The 17706-nt window shown below is 41.1% G+C and carries 16 protein-coding genes; 9 read left to right on the plus strand and 7 right to left on the minus strand.

Annotation, left to right across the window (positions count from 1 at the left end; translation table 11 throughout):
- Positions 1 to 354 precede the first annotated feature (354 nt).
- Positions 355 to 759, plus strand: a complete 405-nt coding sequence (locus ACEW80_RS16465; RefSeq protein WP_373527628.1) for a CHAT domain-containing protein — start codon at positions 355 to 357, stop codon at positions 757 to 759.
- A gap of 19 nt (positions 760 to 778) precedes the next feature.
- Here the strand turns inward: ACEW80_RS16465 and ACEW80_RS16470 are convergent, their stop codons facing one another.
- Together ACEW80_RS16470 and ACEW80_RS16475 are read right to left on the minus strand one after the other, a co-directional pair.
- Entirely contained in the window at positions 779 to 1243 is a 465-nt protein-coding gene (locus ACEW80_RS16470; RefSeq protein WP_373527642.1) for a DUF29 domain-containing protein, read from the minus strand.
- A gap of 166 nt (positions 1244 to 1409) precedes the next feature.
- Entirely contained in the window at positions 1410 to 2006 is a 597-nt protein-coding gene (locus ACEW80_RS16475) for a glyoxalase-like domain protein (RefSeq protein ID WP_373527629.1), read from the minus strand.
- Positions 2007 to 2202: 196 nt separating this feature from the next.
- Between ACEW80_RS16475 and ACEW80_RS16480 the strand changes: the two genes are divergently transcribed.
- Entirely contained in the window at positions 2203 to 2859 is a 657-nt protein-coding gene (locus tag ACEW80_RS16480) for a sigma-70 family RNA polymerase sigma factor (protein WP_373527630.1), read from the plus strand.
- Between the two features lie 70 nt (positions 2860 to 2929).
- Positions 2930 to 4066 (plus strand): tetratricopeptide repeat protein, encoded by a 1137-nt coding sequence (locus tag ACEW80_RS16485; RefSeq protein WP_373527631.1) that lies wholly within the window; start codon positions 2930 to 2932, stop codon positions 4064 to 4066.
- A 237-nt stretch (positions 4067 to 4303) separates the two neighbouring features.
- Here ACEW80_RS16485 and ACEW80_RS16490 read toward each other — a convergent pair whose 3' ends face one another.
- Both ACEW80_RS16490 and ACEW80_RS16495 read right to left on the minus strand, forming a co-directional pair.
- Positions 4304 to 4906, minus strand: a complete 603-nt coding sequence (locus ACEW80_RS16490) for a hypothetical protein (RefSeq protein ID WP_373527632.1) — start codon at positions 4904 to 4906, stop codon at positions 4304 to 4306.
- A gap of 193 nt (positions 4907 to 5099) precedes the next feature.
- On the minus strand, positions 5100 to 6575 hold the full coding sequence (locus ACEW80_RS16495) for a sensor histidine kinase (protein WP_373527633.1): 1476 nt from the start codon (positions 6573 to 6575) through the stop codon (positions 5100 to 5102).
- A 233-nt stretch (positions 6576 to 6808) separates the two neighbouring features.
- Between ACEW80_RS16495 and ppk1 the strand changes: the two genes are divergently transcribed.
- Together ppk1 and ACEW80_RS16505 are read left to right on the plus strand one after the other, a co-directional pair.
- Complete coding sequence (gene ppk1 / locus ACEW80_RS16500; RefSeq protein ID WP_373527634.1) at positions 6809 to 8980, plus strand: polyphosphate kinase 1; 2172 nt, start codon at positions 6809 to 6811, stop codon at positions 8978 to 8980.
- Positions 8981 to 9175: 195 nt separating this feature from the next.
- Entirely contained in the window at positions 9176 to 9592 is a 417-nt protein-coding gene (locus tag ACEW80_RS16505; RefSeq protein WP_373527635.1) for a response regulator transcription factor, read from the plus strand.
- Between the two features lie 152 nt (positions 9593 to 9744).
- On the opposite strand, the gene ACEW80_RS16510 is transcribed toward ACEW80_RS16505, so the two are convergent.
- Entirely contained in the window at positions 9745 to 9927 is a 183-nt protein-coding gene (locus ACEW80_RS16510; protein ID WP_373527636.1) for a hypothetical protein, read from the minus strand.
- A 429-nt stretch (positions 9928 to 10356) separates the two neighbouring features.
- Between ACEW80_RS16510 and ACEW80_RS16515 the strand changes: the two genes are divergently transcribed.
- On the plus strand, positions 10357 to 10926 hold the full coding sequence (locus ACEW80_RS16515; protein WP_373527637.1) for a DUF2854 domain-containing protein: 570 nt from the start codon (positions 10357 to 10359) through the stop codon (positions 10924 to 10926).
- A gap of 170 nt (positions 10927 to 11096) precedes the next feature.
- Positions 11097 to 11702 carry a hypothetical protein gene (locus tag ACEW80_RS16520; RefSeq protein ID WP_373527638.1) on the plus strand — a complete coding sequence of 202 codons (606 nt, stop codon included), beginning with the start codon at positions 11097 to 11099 and terminating at the stop codon, positions 11700 to 11702.
- Positions 11703 to 11720: 18 nt separating this feature from the next.
- Here the strand turns inward: ACEW80_RS16520 and ACEW80_RS16525 are convergent, their stop codons facing one another.
- Positions 11721 to 11981 (minus strand): chlororespiratory reduction protein 7, encoded by a 261-nt coding sequence (locus ACEW80_RS16525; protein WP_373527639.1) that lies wholly within the window; start codon positions 11979 to 11981, stop codon positions 11721 to 11723.
- A gap of 552 nt (positions 11982 to 12533) precedes the next feature.
- Here ACEW80_RS16525 and ACEW80_RS16530 point away from each other — a divergent pair.
- Entirely contained in the window at positions 12534 to 13580 is a 1047-nt protein-coding gene (locus tag ACEW80_RS16530; RefSeq protein WP_373527643.1) for a diguanylate cyclase domain-containing protein, read from the plus strand.
- Here ACEW80_RS16530 and ACEW80_RS16535 read toward each other — a convergent pair.
- On the minus strand, positions 13577 to 14782 hold the full coding sequence (locus ACEW80_RS16535) for a histidine kinase (RefSeq protein ID WP_373527640.1): 1206 nt from the start codon (positions 14780 to 14782) through the stop codon (positions 13577 to 13579). The two genes, ACEW80_RS16530 and ACEW80_RS16535, sit on opposite strands and share 4 nt — an antisense overlap.
- Positions 14783 to 16025: 1243 nt before the next feature.
- On the opposite strand from ACEW80_RS16535, the gene ACEW80_RS16540 reads away from it, so the two are divergent.
- Positions 16026 to 17420: an S-layer homology domain-containing protein gene (locus tag ACEW80_RS16540; protein WP_373527641.1), complete on the plus strand. Its 1395-nt coding sequence runs from the start codon at positions 16026 to 16028 to the stop codon at positions 17418 to 17420.
- The last annotated feature ends 286 nt before the right edge of the window (positions 17421 to 17706 follow it).

Genomic DNA, 17706 nt, shown 5'->3' on the forward strand with positions numbered 1-17706 from the left:
TCCCAATTTGCCCGGCGCTCGCCGACGAAAGTGCAAGGTTTTTGAACCTCTGGATGCTATAGTCTTGCACTTGCTTGGTGAAAAAATGCTCAAAACCCTTACCTAGACTATGTTTCACTTTTGTTCAGCAAGCCCTAAATATTGAAATTGCTATAGCCAAATATGAGGTAGAACTAATACTTGTTAATTATCCTCAACAATGGGCCGAGATACAGGATATTTTAGGAAATGCTTATTGTGATCGAATTCGTGGTGATGATTAGGTAAAGAATCGAGAGAAAGCAATTAAAGCGTTTGAAAATGCTTTAAGAGTTTATACACTAGAAGCTTTTCCACAAGAGTGGGCTAGGCTTTTTGTGTGCTGGTGCTAGAAGTGTAATTAGTACTCTGTGGTCAGTCAATGATTTAGCCACAGCATTACTTTCCATTTTTTACTACCAGCAGCGACAAGAAGGTAGAAACCGTCCTGAAGCATTACAGCAAGCCCAAATTAAGCTACGCGAACTTAAGAAAGAAGAATTATTAAAGAGAGAGGATATTAAAAAACTATACAATCATGCAAAAACTGAATTTGAAGAAGCGCAGAGTAAAAGATCCCAATACCAGAGACATTCAGCAGAACGGTTAAAATGGACTCGTAAATATCTAAAGTACCAGAAGCTTAAAAATCAGATTGAAGTGCTAGAAAATTCCATAGAGCAATTTCCCTTTTCACATCCTCGTTACTGGGCTGCTTTTATTTGCCACGGTTTACGGTGAGAAAATAGTATTGGGGTAATTACTCGCTCTGCTCATCAAGCTGATTCGGATTTGGTAAAAATTCGGGATTTAGAGTTTCGCCTAAAGTGTAAGGGCATATTTCTGGAAAAACCTGCTCACCTAACTCAGTTTCTCGAATCGCTAAAGCTAAACCTAGTTCATAAATAGTCAAGAAAACTTCATCTAAATAAGGTTTCAAACTAGGACTATCTTGTAGAAGCAGCTTAATTTGAACACGTTGTTCTCGAATTGTACCCAACCAGCTATTGCTACGTTTTTCTGGTTGAGACTGCCATTTTAGTAAGTGTCCTAATAATACTCCTAGCCGATTTCGCAATTCTTGACGTTCTCTTCTGCCCAAAGTTTCAATTTCTTCAATCAGGTTAACGGTATCTAATTGCTCCCACTCTTGAATTTTGAGCAAGCTAACCTGCTCTTGAGTCCAAGCATAGAAATCTGTTTGATACAGATGAGATATGTACATCTTTTCGACGGTCATAAGCTTTTATTTAGCAAAATCCCATAATGACTTTAAACAATCAATGGTAGAGCGTAGCCTGCCGCCGTAGGCATTGCCTCATCTACTATATAATAAAAATATTGTGTGGCACAATCGCACCACACAACCTAAAATAATCTAAAACTAACAACTAATTCGCTACTTCAGCTAGTTCAATAATCCGCGCTTCATAGTCCTTGACCAAAAAATTCAGGGGTTTCTGGTTACGAATCTTGAATTTCAAGCCGCGTGTTTCAACTCGCATTAAAATCATTTCTAGGCAGTCGCGGTCAAAACAAACGTGGCGTTGCTGATTTTTGCTACCCAAACTCGCGCCAGTAATTATGTGTAACTGGGTATTTTTCTTCAATTGATACCACAGCCCATCGTTGGCGTTATTCATCATTTTACTAGACAAGCTGGGACTTGTAGACATATACAGAGGATCAATCCCAGTTGCGCCTATAGTTTGTTCGTAATTGTAGTAGTAGTGCAAGGGCACCTCAGCTGCTGGCAAATCTAGCAGCCCTTCATATAATTGTCGCGCAATCTCTAAATCTGACACCATTACAGTGTGTACTTTTGGGGCACTGGTGAGGAACATCCACATGGCACCAGCGTAAGCTGCCAACAGCATCACCATAATTCCTTGGGTAGACAATAGGCTATCCAAGGGTAGAGAAGGCAAAAAGGAACCGAAAGTTAGGGGACTGAGTAGGAACGATATCACACTAGCTGCTATAACCATGAACAAATAAGGATTCTATAGGGGAGTCGATTTTATGATTGTCGATTAAGACTAAAATTAAGTCCTTGTTTTTAGTTTATCAATACTTAAGTAGTCTGAGTCTAAGCTACAAACTGGGCAACACCAAGATATTATGCGATTAACTACGGGAGTTCAATTCCCAAAACTATTTTAACAATTATCAATCGCAAGACTTGTGCAAATTCCTCATTTTCCTGAAGCTAATCACCCCCTGGTGAAGTCGCTCTTTCATCACAGTGACCATGAACTACTAACTCTGTTTCAGCGCTATCCAGAAGCCGGAAAGTACTTTACGGTGATTTTTTGCCGCTATAGCCCCATAGTGTACACCTTAATTCGGCATTCGGCGCGATCGCCTGTGCAGGCAGATTATCTGTTTGCTCTTACCTGGCGGCATATTTACTACGAACTCGGAGGACTAAATTTAACTCCTCTTCAACCAGGCGAGGCACCTTTAACCATGCAAAATTGGTTAATTAATATGACAGCTTTCTGTATTAACGAGATTCAATTACCACCCACAGAAGCAATTCATTATTCTCTTCAAGGGACTTCGCCGCCGCTATGGTGCTATGTAGAACAGGCATTAGACCAACTACCACCAGTTTTGCGATTGATTGTGTTAATGGCTCAGACTTTCCACTGGAGCGAAACTAGAATCGCTGCCTATTTACAAGCTGAAGGAGAAGCGATCGCTCCAAGCGAAGTAGCCAATTTTCTCCAGGAAGGCTATCGTATGCTAGAGGACAAATTACCCACAGATATTCGTGCTATTTACTTTGGAGAAGATTTATCCCAATCTTCACTTAAGTATAAACCCATAGACAGTTAGTCATCAAACTAAAAATTAAAACTTCTTCTTAGACCTTCTACTTAAACCCGCAACTTTACGGGTAAGTTTTATGAAACAACGGCTTGTATTCCCAATCCAAAAGGTATGCTTAGTTTGTGTAGCGACGCTAGTGCGTTGCCCATCTGACCAAAGTTGTCGCAGCTGGTGGGCGATTTCTCATCGCCAGGTATTTTTACACTGCTTTTTACTGTTTACTTTTTTGCTAAGTCCGATAGCTGCGGGTGCAGGTGATATTACGCAACAACTCCACCGCCCAATAAATAGTTCCGTTGGGCGACAATCAAGAAATGAAGCAGACAGCTTGCTGGATATCGGTGAGCAACAATACACTTTAGGAGATGCCGATAAAACGATTACATCTTGTTTACGGGCACTAGAAATATATCACTCAATTGGTGATCTTAAAGCCCAAGGTCTGACTTATAATTTGCTTGCAAAAGCTTATGCCCAGCTAGGTAGTTTAAAACAGACAGAAGATGCTTTACGACGAGGATTAGCGATCGCTCGTGACACTAAAGACTTCCAAGCTCAGATTTTTGGGCTGAATAATATCGGTACATTTCTGCTGCAACAAGGAGAACCTGCTGCTGCTGGTAAAACAGTTGAAGATGCACTCGCAATTGCTCACAATGTCAAAAATATTGAAGGTGAAGGATTGTCTTTGAGTAATTTGGGTTTGGTAGCTGCCAGGTTGGGGGATTATAACAGAGCAATTAAATTGTATGAGAATGCTTTAATTTTCCGCCGTCAAACTGGCGATGCCATCGGTGAAGCAAATACCCTAAATAATTTAGGTGATGCTTATTTAGGATCTAGAAATTATCGAGATACCATTGGCACTTATGGTGTAGCAATGCAGACAGCTAAAAATAACCGCGATCGCACTAACGAATTACGGGCAATTGACGGTTTAGTTATCGCTCATAGTGCTGTAGGACGCTACGAACGTGCCTTTGACTTACTGGAGCAGCGTTTAAAACTCGCTAAAGAATTACAAAATTTACGAGAAGAATTAAAATCTTTTGAATCCTATGCTCAGTTATACGAGCAGCAAGGTAATTATCTCACGGCTCGCAATTTTTACGAAAGGGCAATTATATTATCGCAAAGATTGGAAGATAGCAAGCAGGAAGTGCTACTGCTGGATCGGCTAACCAAAATGCTTCGGCGGAAGAACACACCATAGGGGCGCAAAGCTTTACGCCCCTATTTTTGAAGTGTTGATATTTCACTCTTTTTCATATTCCCAATTCCTCAAGCATTTTCCAACGATTCCCCCTTCAGATAACGTTCCAGTGCATCCGTCACCAACTTTGAGAAAACGCCACCGAGAACCTCCCGTTTTACCCGTGCTGACCTCCTCAAACCCAAACCCAGAAAGCAATTCATTATCGGAGATGTCTAATCCACATTCCTAAGTTGATTAATTCAAGAACACTGAACCGTCTGGTTCAATTCTCAGAGCGCTTCTAGCCTGTGCTGCATCGGTGGCTTCTTTAAATGAAAGTTCTAAGCTTCCTGGTTCTGAAGAGGGTTGTGGAGTCACTATCAACTGTCCGCCATCTTCTCGTTGAAATGTTACCGTTACTGGTGCGGTTAGACCTTGCAATATTAAATCTGATTTACCTTGTAGCGATCGCTGTGCCGTGTCGCCAATCACTTGGTAAGTTATATTAGCCGCAGTATCATTTATCAACTTGATATTAACTTTACCATCATTCAGTGTGATTGAGGCGATCGGGGTTTGTTGTGGTCTGACACCGGGCTCTGGTGGTACGGGAGACAGTTGCCCTTCAGATGGAGGAACTGGGCGTGGTGGTCTGACACCGGGATCTGGTGGTACAGCAGTCCGGGAGCGGTTATAAGGTGGTTCGTTAAAAATACTGGGACTTGGGTTAACCTTGGAAGTAGATTCTTGTGCTATTTCTTGAGGAATTGCTGGAGGAATTGCTGGCAGACTAATCAATAATCCGCCAAAAATAACACCAAATAACTCAGCAAACTTGCGAAATTTTTGAGAATTCATAATTAACTCCTAGAAAAACTTGAATTTTCTCTCTTAAATGTTTTTTAACGCAGTAAATTAGGGATTATCTAATGGTTGAGTATACTTAGAATCTAACAACCCACTTGATTTTTGATATCTAGCTAAGGATGCGAAAATAATCTCAAAAAATAAATATATTTCATTCTTAAGACTGGAAACCTCAATCACTAAATTAAGACTCAAAAGTTATTGGTAAAGTGACAGTAAACGTGGTGCCAATGCCTTGGGTACTTTCAACTTGAATATGACCCTGGTGATGTTCAACAATAGCTTGAGCGATCGCTAATCCCAATCCTGAACCATTAGCACTAGCTGTAGCTGTATTCCCAGTTGTATGAGTACGTGCCGGATCTACGCGATAAAAGCGGTCAAACAACCGTGGTAGTGCCTCTGCCGGAATTCCAACTCCGGTATCACTCACTTTAATTTGCAATTGGGCACTGGTGTAACGTAGTCCTGAAACGCGATTTATTCCCTCTATCCGTGCCAATTCCACTTTTACCCCTCCACCTGCTGGACTGTAATGCAAAGCGTTAGCAATCAAATTTGTAAACAGCCGCACCAGTTGATCCCAATTGCCCACAAAGGTAAACCAATTTTCCAGTAATTCGGGGCTAGTTTCAGAGGCGGGAGGATCAACTAAATCTAGAGAAAGAGCGATTTTTTTTTCAGGAACTAACAATTGTTGTTCTTCAACCACCTCCATCAGCAAAGCGTCCATCGGACAAGCTGAAAAAGTATCCTTGCTAATACCACTATCCTGCCGTGCTAGGAAGAGTAAGTCATTGACTAACTTACCCAAACGCTGTGTTAACCGTTCCACCACTTTTAATTGTTGCCGATACTGCAAAGAATTACTCACTTCTGCCTCAGCTAAATCCAAGTCAGCAAGGGCAACTTGCACATTTGTTTGAATCAAAGTAATGGGACTTCTAAGTTCATGGGAAGCATCAGCAGTAAATTGTTTGAGGCGTTGGTAAGACTCACTTACAGGTTCCATAGCTTTACCCGAAAGAAACCAGCCACTTGCTCCCACAGAAAGCACCATTAACCCAATACCTAGCGCCAAATCAAAAATTAACTGGCGACTGGGTTTGGTGACTTCAAACCAGGGATGGCTAACACGCAGATATCCTAATACTTGCCGTCCTACTTCCACCCGTTGAGTGACTTGTCGCAATAAGAGTGCTGTTAGCGGGGCGTTTAGTCCGTGCTGAGTGAGGAGTGAGGAGTGAGGAGCGAGAAGTTTATCATCTTTGTCTTTTTCTTTCTCTGCTTTGATTACGCGCACAGTCTCACCAGTGCGATCGCCATGAATGGGAATATTTAAAGGTTCGGATAAAGTTGACCAAAGTAACTTACCAGTCGCACTAAACCACTCTAAGTCAATGTGGTCATCTTCTACAGTGTCGGCATTATCACGAAAACTAGCTTCTACATTAATACGGAATCGATCAGCATGGTTGTTGATTGGCTCAATCACCAAAGATCGCTCGACTATTTCCACTACATGATTGAGGGTATCGTCAATCCTCTCAATCAAAGTACTACGGACGTATAAATAAACGCCACAAGCAAACAGTAGTAGTAATACAGCAGTGACGGCAGTATACCAAATTGCCAGACGGCGGCGCGTAGCCTGAAACATATTTTTTCACCCACTTTTTTGACTGAATATCCCCATACTAAGTATTTATTGCTAAGGAGAGGGATATCCGTAAAGACAGGATGAGGTTAATGTGGGCAATGACAAAGACTTCAAATCTAAGACGAGTTGATGGTATTAGCGATCGCCTCAGAGTTACGCTCGGTCCCCATTTAACTTACTATGTTTATTGTCCCCCAGTTAAATGGGCTACATCTGGCTGCCCTTAGGTGATTATGGCGAAACCCAAGAAAAGCGCTACTCCCATCAATCTCAGCGATCCACAATATTATCTTAGTCGAGAGTTAAGCTGGTTAGAATTTAATGCCAGGGTGCTGCATGAAGCTTGTGACGATCGCACGCCTCTTCTGGAACGCCTCAAGTTTTTAGCAATCTTCTGTTCTAATTTAGATGAGTTTTTTATGGTGCGCGTTGCTGGTTTAAAGCAACAAGTAGAGGCGAAAGTTAGCCTGTTAACTCCCGATGGGCGGACTCCACAACAACAACTAGACGATATTCAGTCGAGCCTTAGTCCTCAGGTGAAGAAACAGCATCAACATTTTGAGCAAGTACTTCGACCCTTATTAGCAAATAACGGCATCCATATACTGAATTATATAGATTTAAATCAGAAACAACGGACTAATCTCAACAGCTATTTTGATGAGCAAATCTTTCCAGTTCTGACTCCCTTAGCTGTTGACCCTAGTCATCCCTTTCCTTTTATTTCCAACCTCAGTCTAAATCTGGCAGTCGTCGTCAAGAACCCAGATACCGAAGAGGAATTATTTGCCAGAGTTAAAGTCCCTAGCGTTCTGCCACGGTTTTTACCAATTCCGCCGGAGTTGGCAACTCAAGAAGATGGGAAACCGATCCATTGGACCGGAGTACCTTTAGATCAGGCGATCGCTCATAATTTGGAATCTCTATTTCCAGGGATGAAGATTCAAGAATATCACCCGTTCCGCATTACCCGTGACGCTGATTTGGTACTAGAAGAAGATGAAGCAGATGATTTGTTATTAGCTATAGAACAAGAACTGCGAAAACGGCGCATGGGTGGGAGTCCAGTCCGGCTAGAAATTCAATCCCAGACTCCTGAATCAGTGCGATCGCGATTATTACAAGATTTGGAATTAACAGACACTGATATTTACGAGGTAGACGGTCTTTTGGGCTTGCGAGATTTAATGTATTTTATGTCTCTGCCATTGCCAGAACTCAAAGATCCACCACGCCAATCTGTCGTACCATTACGCCTGCAAAGGTTGAGGGAACCGAGTTTAGACCCAGATGCACCGGAGACGGACGAAGGAAAAGACTTTTTTGCTGTGATTCGGGAAAAGGATTTGCTAGTACACCATCCCTATCAATCCTTTTCGGCTACAGTGGTGCGCTTTATTACCCATGCTGCCTACGATCCGAATGTGTTAGCTATCAAAATGACTCTTTACCGGACTTCTGGCGACTCGCCCATCGTCAACGCTTTAATTGCCGCCGCCGAAAATGGCAAGCAAGTATCCGTACTGGTGGAATTAAAGGCGCGGTTTGATGAAGAGAATAATATTTACTGGGCAAAACGACTAGAAAGAGTTGGAGTCCATGTTGTCTATGGTTTAGTAGGACTGAAAACCCACAGTAAAACCCTCATGGTGGTACGGCGAGAAAAAGACCGCATCCGTCGCTATGTGCATATTGGCACTGGTAACTATAACCCCAAAACGGCACGGCTGTATACAGATTTGGGATTGTTTAGTTGCCGTGAAGAATTAGGTGCTGACATCACAGATTTATTTAATTTCTTGACAGGATACTCCCTGCAAAAGTCTTATCGAGAGTTGCTAGTTGCACCTGTGAATATGCGCGATCGTTTTTTGGCATTAATTCACCGCGAAATCGAAAATGTTCAAAATGGATTTTCTGGGCGCATTGTTGCCAAAACCAATGCCTTGGTCGATCCAGAAATTATCACCACTTTATATGAAGCTTCTCGCGCCGGAGTGCAAATCGACTTAATCATCAGAGGCGTTTGCTGTTTGCGCCCAGGGCTTAAAGATATCAGTGAAAATATTCGCGTCATCAGCATTATCGGTCGCTTTTTAGAACACTCTCGCATTTATTATTTTCATAACAACACCCAAGAGGAAATCTATATCGGCAGTGCCGACTGGATGCGCCGCAACCTAGATCGCCGCGTGGAAGTAATTACCCCCATCAAAGACCTTGATATTGCCAAAGATTTGCAAGAAATTCTGGGAATTATGCTCGCAGATAATCGCCAAGCTTGGGAGTTACAAGCTGATGGCACTTACATTCAACGGCGTCCCTATGATGATTCTCCAGAAGCCAGCTCACAAAAAATTCTGATGAATATGGCATTACGCTCAACTGGTGTAACTCAAATCTGATTAATTAAAAACAAGTTCCTTCCACCTTAATAACTAGCTCAACTTAGTTTTTTAGAAAACTTTAATTTTTGATAACTTATCTAAGTTATTAGTCATGGGTTAATACAAGTTATTCAACCATAGATAGAGTAAGTGCTGGCACTTGTTCTCATAAACTAGAAAAGTTATTGTGAACAAATTTTGTCTTTCCCCTGAATGTTAATGCTATCCTGTGAGCTTTCTACTTTGCGCGTTCTAGTAGTTGATGACCACGAACTGACTCGTTTAACCTTACAATTGGTTTTTTCTTGCCAGAAAAATATTCAAGTCGTAGGTTTAGCCAGTAATGGTGAAGAAGCTATAGAAATGGTTAAACGTTGCCATCCAGATGTGATTGTTCTAGATTTAGAAATGCCAGTTATGGATGGTTGGAGTGCGTCTAATCATATTAAAGCTATATCTCCGAACACTCAAATCCTTGCTTACTCCTCAGTGGAAGACGTAAATTTTCAGGGGACAAAGGCAATGGCTAGCTTTGATGACGTTTGCAAAAAAGATGTACCTACAACCGAACTTATTGCTTTGGTTAGGCAGTTAGGAAAGCGTGCAGGGGATGGGTCAGTTGCAGTCTAAATGGAATATAGCTATGTTACTTGGTCAAGCCTGTCTTAGCTTAATTCCGGCGATTTGGAAGATTATAATACTGAGGAAAGTCGGTATAACCTGAAGTTTACGGTTACACCGACCCAGTTTTTAATCATTTTTACTCTACCTGTTAGTCTGGCTCAACTATTTTCCTGTTCGGGAATAGCGCGTCTAAATTCATCAATTAACTCATCCAGTTCTTCCAAAGCCTGATTTACGTCGATTCTCAAAGTTCCCAGGTTTGGTTGCTCCAGTAGGCTCAACAGGTATTGGCGCTTACTTTGCACTATGGTAATTCGTTCTTTTATAGTCTGTAGATCCATTATTTTCTTCCAATCTTTAACTACCTTTAAGTTTAAAGTTAACTCAAAATCCAATATTCTGGAACACTAAGTAGGTCAACCTAATTAAACCAGGACTTACGCAAAACTATACGCTGTAGGGGCAATTCATGAATTGCCCCTACCTGGAAATCATTCTTTTCGGCTATTGTTTGCGTAAGTCCTGTAAATATTAAACCCTCACAAACCTAAGTATTTTATTTATACCACCTACTCAGTGGCTTAAGCTAATACTCTTCCCTATTTGTTACTCATAGCCGATGATAATAAAACTGATACCATTTCACAAAATTCCTGCTACAAGTACATTGGTAGGGGCATATAGATGTACACCCCAACAGGCAATTAATTTGTTACCAAGTTTTTTGGAAATGGTATTGACATATTAGAAATTTATACTAACCTAAGCTCATGCTACGCAAAATCTCTTTAGGAACAGTCGGTTTAACTATCGGTGGCATATTAACTATAATTGGCTTCGTCGCTTATGCCGTTAATAATGCCACACTTAATCTTGTCGGATTTTTTTACGGGATTCCTCTATTGTTGGGAGGATTGGCGCTCAAAGCTAATGAACTCAAGCCAGTACCCTTTAGCCAAACTACGTCACCGTCAGCATTGATATTGCGCGAGCAGCAAGCAACTGATACTCAAAATAAAATTCGCAAAGACATTACCCGATATTTCTACGGTCAAGATGCTCATCTAGATACAACACTTTCTTTTCTGGGTTTGAGTCCCACAGATGAGGAACGGCCAATAGTAACAGGGTTACGAGAAACGGAAGTTAATGGGAGCTATGCTCTAATTTTAGAATTTGATTCACCGTTAATACCAATTGATGTGTGGCAAAAAAAACAGGAAAAAATGACCAACTATTTTGGGCCCGGAGTGGAGATTCAAATAACACAACCATTTGAAAATAAAATCGAACTAGCACTGATAAATACTCAAAAAGAGTCAATAGTCAATAGTCAATAACAAAAATTATCGCTACCAAAACTCCATTGCTTTATAATTTGTCGTTACCCACATTAAAGCTTTTTCTGTTATCAGTCCAATTTAATAATGTCGTGGGAGTTTCGGTAGCGCATTGCTCAATGATATCCAGTGATAAGATCTCCGGTGTGGTTCGTAGACGATAAAAAATCATGAGCAAATATAGAATTTTAAAACACGAGAAAAGTTACACTTTTAGTCAATACTTTTTATTGCCCAATCCAACAATAGACATACTGGCTGAGTTTGAGTACAGCTACGATCGCACAGAGCTAGAATTACCAAGATACTTGGCTGAACTGAGCTATTTAGAATTTTTAAAAAGTTATTTGCAGCGCAATATAAAGCTTTTTAACCCAATCGCTGAGATATCAATACGAGAATTTTTAATTGCACCTATCCTTGCTGAAATATGCACTCACACTAAGGCTCAACTCTATAGTGAGTATCCGATTAATGTCAATGAAAAACTCAAAGGTACTTTGAATTATTACTTACATAAATCTAACTCCCTATTGGTGATTGAAGCAAAACAATCAGATATCAGAAGAGGGTTTACACAGTTAGCAGTAGAATTAATCGCTCTTGATCAATCCCTAGATCATGAAAAAGCTATTTTATATGGAGATGACTGGAAATTTGGTATTCTTCATAGAGAAGATAAACGGGTTGCAGAAGATATTAAACTTTACCGTGTTCCTGAAGGTTTAGAAGATTTGGTAAGAGTGCTTGTAGGTATCCTTTTATCTGAAAATTAGAAGCGATTGACCAAAAAGTTACTTTTCTAAACGAACTGCATACCACTGCAAATATTGCCCAGGACTAATATCTAATTCGCAACTAGTGTCGATTAAATATTGTGCTTGAGCTTCCACAGTATCAAACTTTTGCAAATCATGTGGTAAATCTTGAATCTGGAGTTGTTGGAGAGTTTTTTTGAGTTTTTCTAATAATTCTGATGGTGTCAAAAATTGTTCTGGTTGATTTGTTTCGAGAACAACAAAGTTATCTTGTTGATACATTAAGGGGTCTGGCATTTTAAAGATTTAGTGACTATAATAACTGGAACATGAAACTTTACACCTAGTTTAATATGAAGTTTATGCAATTATATTAAATCTCCGCAACCCTTGCCGAATAGACTAGATAAGTTTCATTCAATTGATACGATTACTTAATATTAGCTATTTTATGAGGACACTTTAGCAATTGCTTTACCCTGCCTTGCTAGGTTTTTAAACTCACTACAGAACTAAATAAGTAAGGTGTGCCTTTGCAATTCTCAAAAAAATTGTAATTTGACTTTAACAATAGGGAAATATAAAAGTAACATTTCCTCTCATAACCATAGTTGAGCAAAAAGGTAAAAATTGCCTTCGTGTTCCAATTATAGATTGTCTATGCAACTTAGTTCTCTACCGCTTGCTTGGCTCACTAACATTGAGCAGTCTATTGTCAAAAAACAGTTGATTGTGAAGCCAGACATACCTTTGCCGCAAATCCCGGCATTAATAAAAAGAGCGATCTCCCCCATGCGATCAAGTTTGCCCAGCCTTTTTCAGAATAGTCCCGCAGTTGGAACGCAACTCATGTCAGGCATAAATACATTTTCTGTTTCTAAGCAACCCCCGATGATTCTGGTGGCTGATGATGATAAGCACTTCCGCGTGCTGTTGCGTAAAGCTATGGAACAAGAAGGCTATCGAGTAGTCGAGGTTGCTGATGGTAAGCAATGTTTAGATGCTTACGAGACCATCAAACCGGATATAATTTTGCTAGATGCTGTAATGCCTCTGATGGATGGCTTTACCTGCTGTAAGGAATTGCGTAAGATTGCCACGAAGAATTTAATATCAGCCATTAAAAACTTTGATACTGACTCGCCCCTTAACAATAATGTGATCTCCCAGATGTGGGACCGCACTCCCATATTGATGATCACGTGCTTGGACGATGAGGAATCCGTAAAAGAGGCTTTTAAAGTAGGGGCGACTGATTACGTCACTAAGCCAATTAACCTCGCTGTATTGCGCCATCGGTTGCGCGAACTACTAAAGCAAGCGCAGGTTTACAAACAATTAGAGGCTACAATCCAAGCTTTCCAGCATCTCGCCAATGTTGATGGCTTAACTGAATTGGCTAATCGTCGCCGCTTTGACGATTATCTCAGTACTCAGTGGATTCATCTAGCACAAGAGGGATCTTCCCTGTCACTGATTTTGTGCGATATCGACTTTTTTAAACTTTATAACGATAGATATGGCCACCCGGCTGGCGATGTCTGTTTACAAAAGGTGGGTGGTGTCTTAAATTTTAAGGTGCAAAAAAATCAAGATTTAGTAGCGCGTTATGGTGGCGAAGAATTTGCCGTGGTTTTGCCAAACACTCATGCCTCTGGTGCAGTTCATGTTGCCGCCATGATCCAAGCGGCAGTCAAAGATTTGCAAATTGTTCATGGCGGATCTGCGGTAAGCCAGTATGTCACCATCAGTATGGGAATAGCGACTGTTGTCCCCACTTGGGAATCTTCACCTTCAGATTTGATTGTACTGGCAGATAAAGCACTTTACCAAGCAAAGACTGGGGGACGCGATCGCTTTGTCTCAAGTTGTCATTTGTCTTTGACCAATGACTAAGAAGGATAAACTGGTAACGTAAAGTGAAACAATGCTCCATTATCGGGGGCAGAGTCTACCCAAATTTGACCATAATGCGCCAGAATAATGCGTTGGCATAAACAAAGACCAATGCCATAACCTTCTGTACCTTCGTCCCGTTGCAGACGGAAGTGGTTTTCAAAAATATGATCGCGATTCTCTATAGGAATACCAGGCCCAGTATCGCCAATACTAAACTGAACTTTTTGGGTAGTGCGGTGCAATCCGGCAATGCTAATCTTGCCACCTTTTGGGGTGTATTTGATGGCATTATCCAGTAGATTCACTAACACTTGGCGGATGCGTTCTGGATCGGCATATACGTATGGCAAATCTTTTGGAATATCTGTTTCTACCTCTTGACATTTGGCGGTGTAGCGATCGCCTAATTCTTCTAGTACATCTAGGCACAGTTTACCTAGCTCTATCTTTTGTGGTATTATTGGTAACTCTGTCTCTTTGCCACGACCTACCTGCAAAAGGTCGGCAATCATCCGGTCAATGATTTTAGTTTGATTCCGGGCTTGTTTTAATAAATACGCCGTCATGCTTGGTTTTAGCCGATGGAATTCACCTGTCTCTAAATTGTAGTTAGATTGGAGAGTTTCTATTGCGATCGCGGCAGCAGTTAAGGGATTACGGAGATCGTGTGCCAGTATGGCAATTATTCGGTCTTTAAACTGTAGCTGCTCAACGAGATTCTCTTTTTCCTGTTTCAAGCGAAAAATTTCGTCTGAAAGTCTGATTAGTTCGGCAGAAACAGCAACTGAACGGATAGTAGATTTGGGTGATGTTGCTCGACCATTATCGTCTATATGTTCTTGTAAGTCTGACTGTAATTTCAAGTAGACGTCTATGGCGACTTGCCAGCGAGGCCAACAGTTTTTCAATTGCGCTACAATATTACTCCCAGCTAAAATCTGCCGTGGTTCTGGATGGATTTTGATTAAAGCTGGCGTTGCGATCAATTTAAAGTGTTCTGCTAAGTAAGGTTGTTGTCTAACATCGATAATTTGAAGTTCAAAACTATACTCAGCCTGTAATTCTTTTAAATAAGCACTTATTCGCTGCACTTGTTGTCGAGACTGAGTGCGTCCATCGACAAACAATAACAGTTGGAGTGGAGCCTCAGAATAAATAGGCTGATCCTGGGAAACTTGCATGTAATCGGGTTTCAGCACTGGTAACAACCTGGCGACTCTTTACAGAAAGTAAAATGGACTGACGGTTGTCGATGGTCGTAGTTTTTCCTTCAATTTAATATCTCTTTTGGATTTTTCATACTCTGATCAAATATGCGTTTTTGACATTAGACATATCTTTTTCAGCATTTTGGCCCTTTTTGGCTAACTTCGTCTCCAAGAAACACCCTTGCCCTTGAATAATAAGTCTTAATTTGCCCCTGAATCAAAAATTTTCGCTAGAGCCAGCAGCTAAAAGCTTTAATATTATGTCAAATCAGCTAGTGCAGCACTATGTAAATTTGAGTACTAGCTTTGAACAAGCGATCCCTCAAGCAAACGCAGACGCTAATTGTATTTAATCTATCAGGAAACTGTTAACTGTTTAGACCAAGTTTACAAAGGGTTTTCTCAACCGTCAGTGGATGCGATGAAGTGTCTTTTTTACCTCTACTCAATCATTAGTAGGATTTAGCAAACAGCTATAGCTAACTATGTACTGCCTTTATAACTTGCGAAACGCACCCTGTTGCCCAGCCTTCTTAAAATAACGGCTGCTTATCAGAGAATAACAGGGAACAAATGCCTTAGTCAAAGCTTTGCATAACGGCGATGCCTACGGCGGTAAACTACGCACTTCTAAAAGAAGCACTCATTGCTAGGCGGCCAAGAAACTCTTGACTACAGCACGAGTCCCTAGCCTAAGGGGGCTTTAGTCCTAGTTTACCACTTCACTTCCTTGGCGTAGGCTTTGCCCGCCGTAGGCATCGCCTGACTACTAGTGCATCTGCAAGAAGATTAAAGTTTTTGGTAGCTACACTGTATCCCCGTGGTGGCATACTACCTTAAAGCACCCAAATCGTAAAATTCTTATCTAGCAAGCATTCCAGATTTATTTGTGTATTTTTTCCGAAAATGTTAGTTTGTGATAATTTTAGGGAACTCTATAAATAAGCATAGGAACAAAACCTAATGGCTATAAAACAAAGACAACACGGTAGCAAAAGCTACCGTTTACTAATTTTTTGAGATATCACATATCATCTTCACCAACAAAGACACTTACGAAGAAGACGTTGTAAGTCGGTAGTGTCTTTTAGTGATAGAAGAGTCAAAGGAGCAGAGGTGACATTCGATTCTCTAATGCTTTCCTGCTTTTTCTTTGCTAATACCTAATCCTTAGTCCCCCTTTATTGAACAGTCTGCGCTAGGGTAGGAATTGAAACTCAATACATGATTTCCTGTGCTTCCCTGTAAACGTCCAGCTGTCTTTCTGAGTTTGGCTGTTCTACTACTCACTTCGTTAACAGCCTGCGCTAATAATCCAGTCGCCAAAAACCTTGAGCAATCTTTGGCAGCAGATCCCAATCTTCAAAGCAATCCAGTTGTCTTTGGGGAATCTCAGGGTAACGAACCGCAAGCACAGCAAAACCAATCAACAGTTCAGTTACCAGCTGATTTTCCCAAAGATATACCCTTGTATTCCAATGCCAAACTACAGGAAGTTACACCTACTAGCGGCTCAGAAAACCGAGTCTCAACTCGTTGGTTGAGTTCTGACCCCAGCAACTTTATTGCTAGCTTTTATAGTAGCCAGTTTCAAACAAATAACTGGCAGGTTTTACAACAGCCAACAGATGATGCAGGAGGTGCTTTTGAAGCACGTCGTAACGATTTGTTGTTAAAGGTTTCCATCCAACCTCAATCAGTCACCAACGCCACAGCTAATCAACCCCAAACAGCCACTGAATTACTGATTGAGTACGAACCGAATAGTGCTGCAACAGTACAACCTACCCCAACTACAAATTCTAACGAAACTACTAACGCTGTTCCTCAACCAGGAGATTTACAGTTCATTGGCCCGACACCACCTGCAAACTTGGTAGCACAGCCACCAAGCACAGCTAATAACCAAACAATCCCTACAGCCACACCTGAATCGCAGAAATTTAACGATCTTAACAAGGCACCGCAAGAATGGCAGCAATACATCCAAGACTTAGCTGCATTAGGTGTTTTGTCTATAGAATCAAAGGTAACTAAGAGCAATGCTGCCACCACTAACCAGTTTGAACCGAGCAAAATCGTTACACATCGGGAATACGCTCGTTGGCTAATTGCTGCTAATAATGCTATCTATGCTAGCAACCCAGCTAAACAAATTCGTTTAGCATCAGAAAGTACTCAACCAGCTTTTAGTGATGTATCGGCAAAAGACCCTGATTTTCCAGTAATTCAGGGGTTAGCCGAAGCTGGGTTAATTCCCAGTCCTTTATCTGGAGATTCTACAGTAGTTTTGTTTCGTCCTGATGCACCCCTAACACGGGAGGCGTTGCTGCTGTGGAAATTACCCCTAGATACTCGCCAAGCTTTACCTTCTGCCAACTTCGATGCGGTCAAACAAACCTGGGGTTTCCAGGACGCAGTGCGAATTAACCCCAAGGCTTTAAGAGCAGTATTGGCTGATTACCAGAATGGTGAACAGTCGAATATTAGGCGGGTGTTTGGTTATACGACTCTGTTTCAACCCAAAAAACCAGTGACTCGTGCTGAGGCTGCTACGGCTTTGTGGTATTTTGGCACTCAGGGCGAGGGTGTATCAGCTGCTGATGCTTTGAAATTAAAGCGCGGTTAGTCCATTGTTAGCATAAAAGTAGTCAATTCTTACCTTTAGTATGTAAAATTTGCCATTTCTTTGTAATGTACCTATTTTTTATCAAGAAAATGTAAATATAAGTATTTTCAGCGTTTTTACCTGTGTTTGATGAACTTTTGGGGCATAGTTAGGGCTTGCTGAACAAAAGTGAAACATAGTCTAGGTAAGGGTTTTGAGCATTTTTTCACCAAGCAAGTGCAAGACTATAGCATCCAGAGGTTCAAAAACCTTGCACTTTCGTCGGCGAGCGCCGGGCAAATTGGGA

Source organism: Nostoc sp. (assembly GCF_041747015.1).
Taxonomy (GTDB): domain Bacteria; phylum Cyanobacteriota; class Cyanobacteriia; order Cyanobacteriales; family Nostocaceae; genus Nostoc.

Coding starts and splice junctions, on each gene's coding strand:
- ACEW80_RS16490 (WP_373527632.1), bottom strand. CDS start 4,906: ATGAATTCTCAAAAATTTCGCAAGTTTGCTGAGTTATTTGGTGTTATT.
- ACEW80_RS16515 (WP_373527637.1), top strand. CDS start 10,357: ATGCTACGCAAAATCTCTTTAGGAACAGTCGGTTTAACTATCGGTGGC.
- ACEW80_RS16470 (WP_373527642.1), bottom strand. CDS start 1,243: ATGTACATATCTCATCTGTATCAAACAGATTTCTATGCTTGGACTCAA.
- ACEW80_RS16485 (WP_373527631.1), top strand. CDS start 2,930: ATGAAACAACGGCTTGTATTCCCAATCCAAAAGGTATGCTTAGTTTGT.
- ACEW80_RS16495 (WP_373527633.1), bottom strand. CDS start 6,575: ATGTTTCAGGCTACGCGCCGCCGTCTGGCAATTTGGTATACTGCCGTC.
- ppk1 (WP_373527634.1), top strand. CDS start 6,809: ATGGCGAAACCCAAGAAAAGCGCTACTCCCATCAATCTCAGCGATCCA.
- ACEW80_RS16530 (WP_373527643.1), top strand. CDS start 12,534: ATGTCAGGCATAAATACATTTTCTGTTTCTAAGCAACCCCCGATGATT.
- ACEW80_RS16505 (WP_373527635.1), top strand. CDS start 9,176: ATGTTAATGCTATCCTGTGAGCTTTCTACTTTGCGCGTTCTAGTAGTT.
- ACEW80_RS16475 (WP_373527629.1), bottom strand. CDS start 2,006: ATGGTTATAGCAGCTAGTGTGATATCGTTCCTACTCAGTCCCCTAACT.
- ACEW80_RS16510 (WP_373527636.1), bottom strand. CDS start 9,927: ATGGATCTACAGACTATAAAAGAACGAATTACCATAGTGCAAAGTAAG.
- ACEW80_RS16520 (WP_373527638.1), top strand. CDS start 11,097: ATGAGCAAATATAGAATTTTAAAACACGAGAAAAGTTACACTTTTAGT.
- ACEW80_RS16525 (WP_373527639.1), bottom strand. CDS start 11,981: ATGCCAGACCCCTTAATGTATCAACAAGATAACTTTGTTGTTCTCGAA.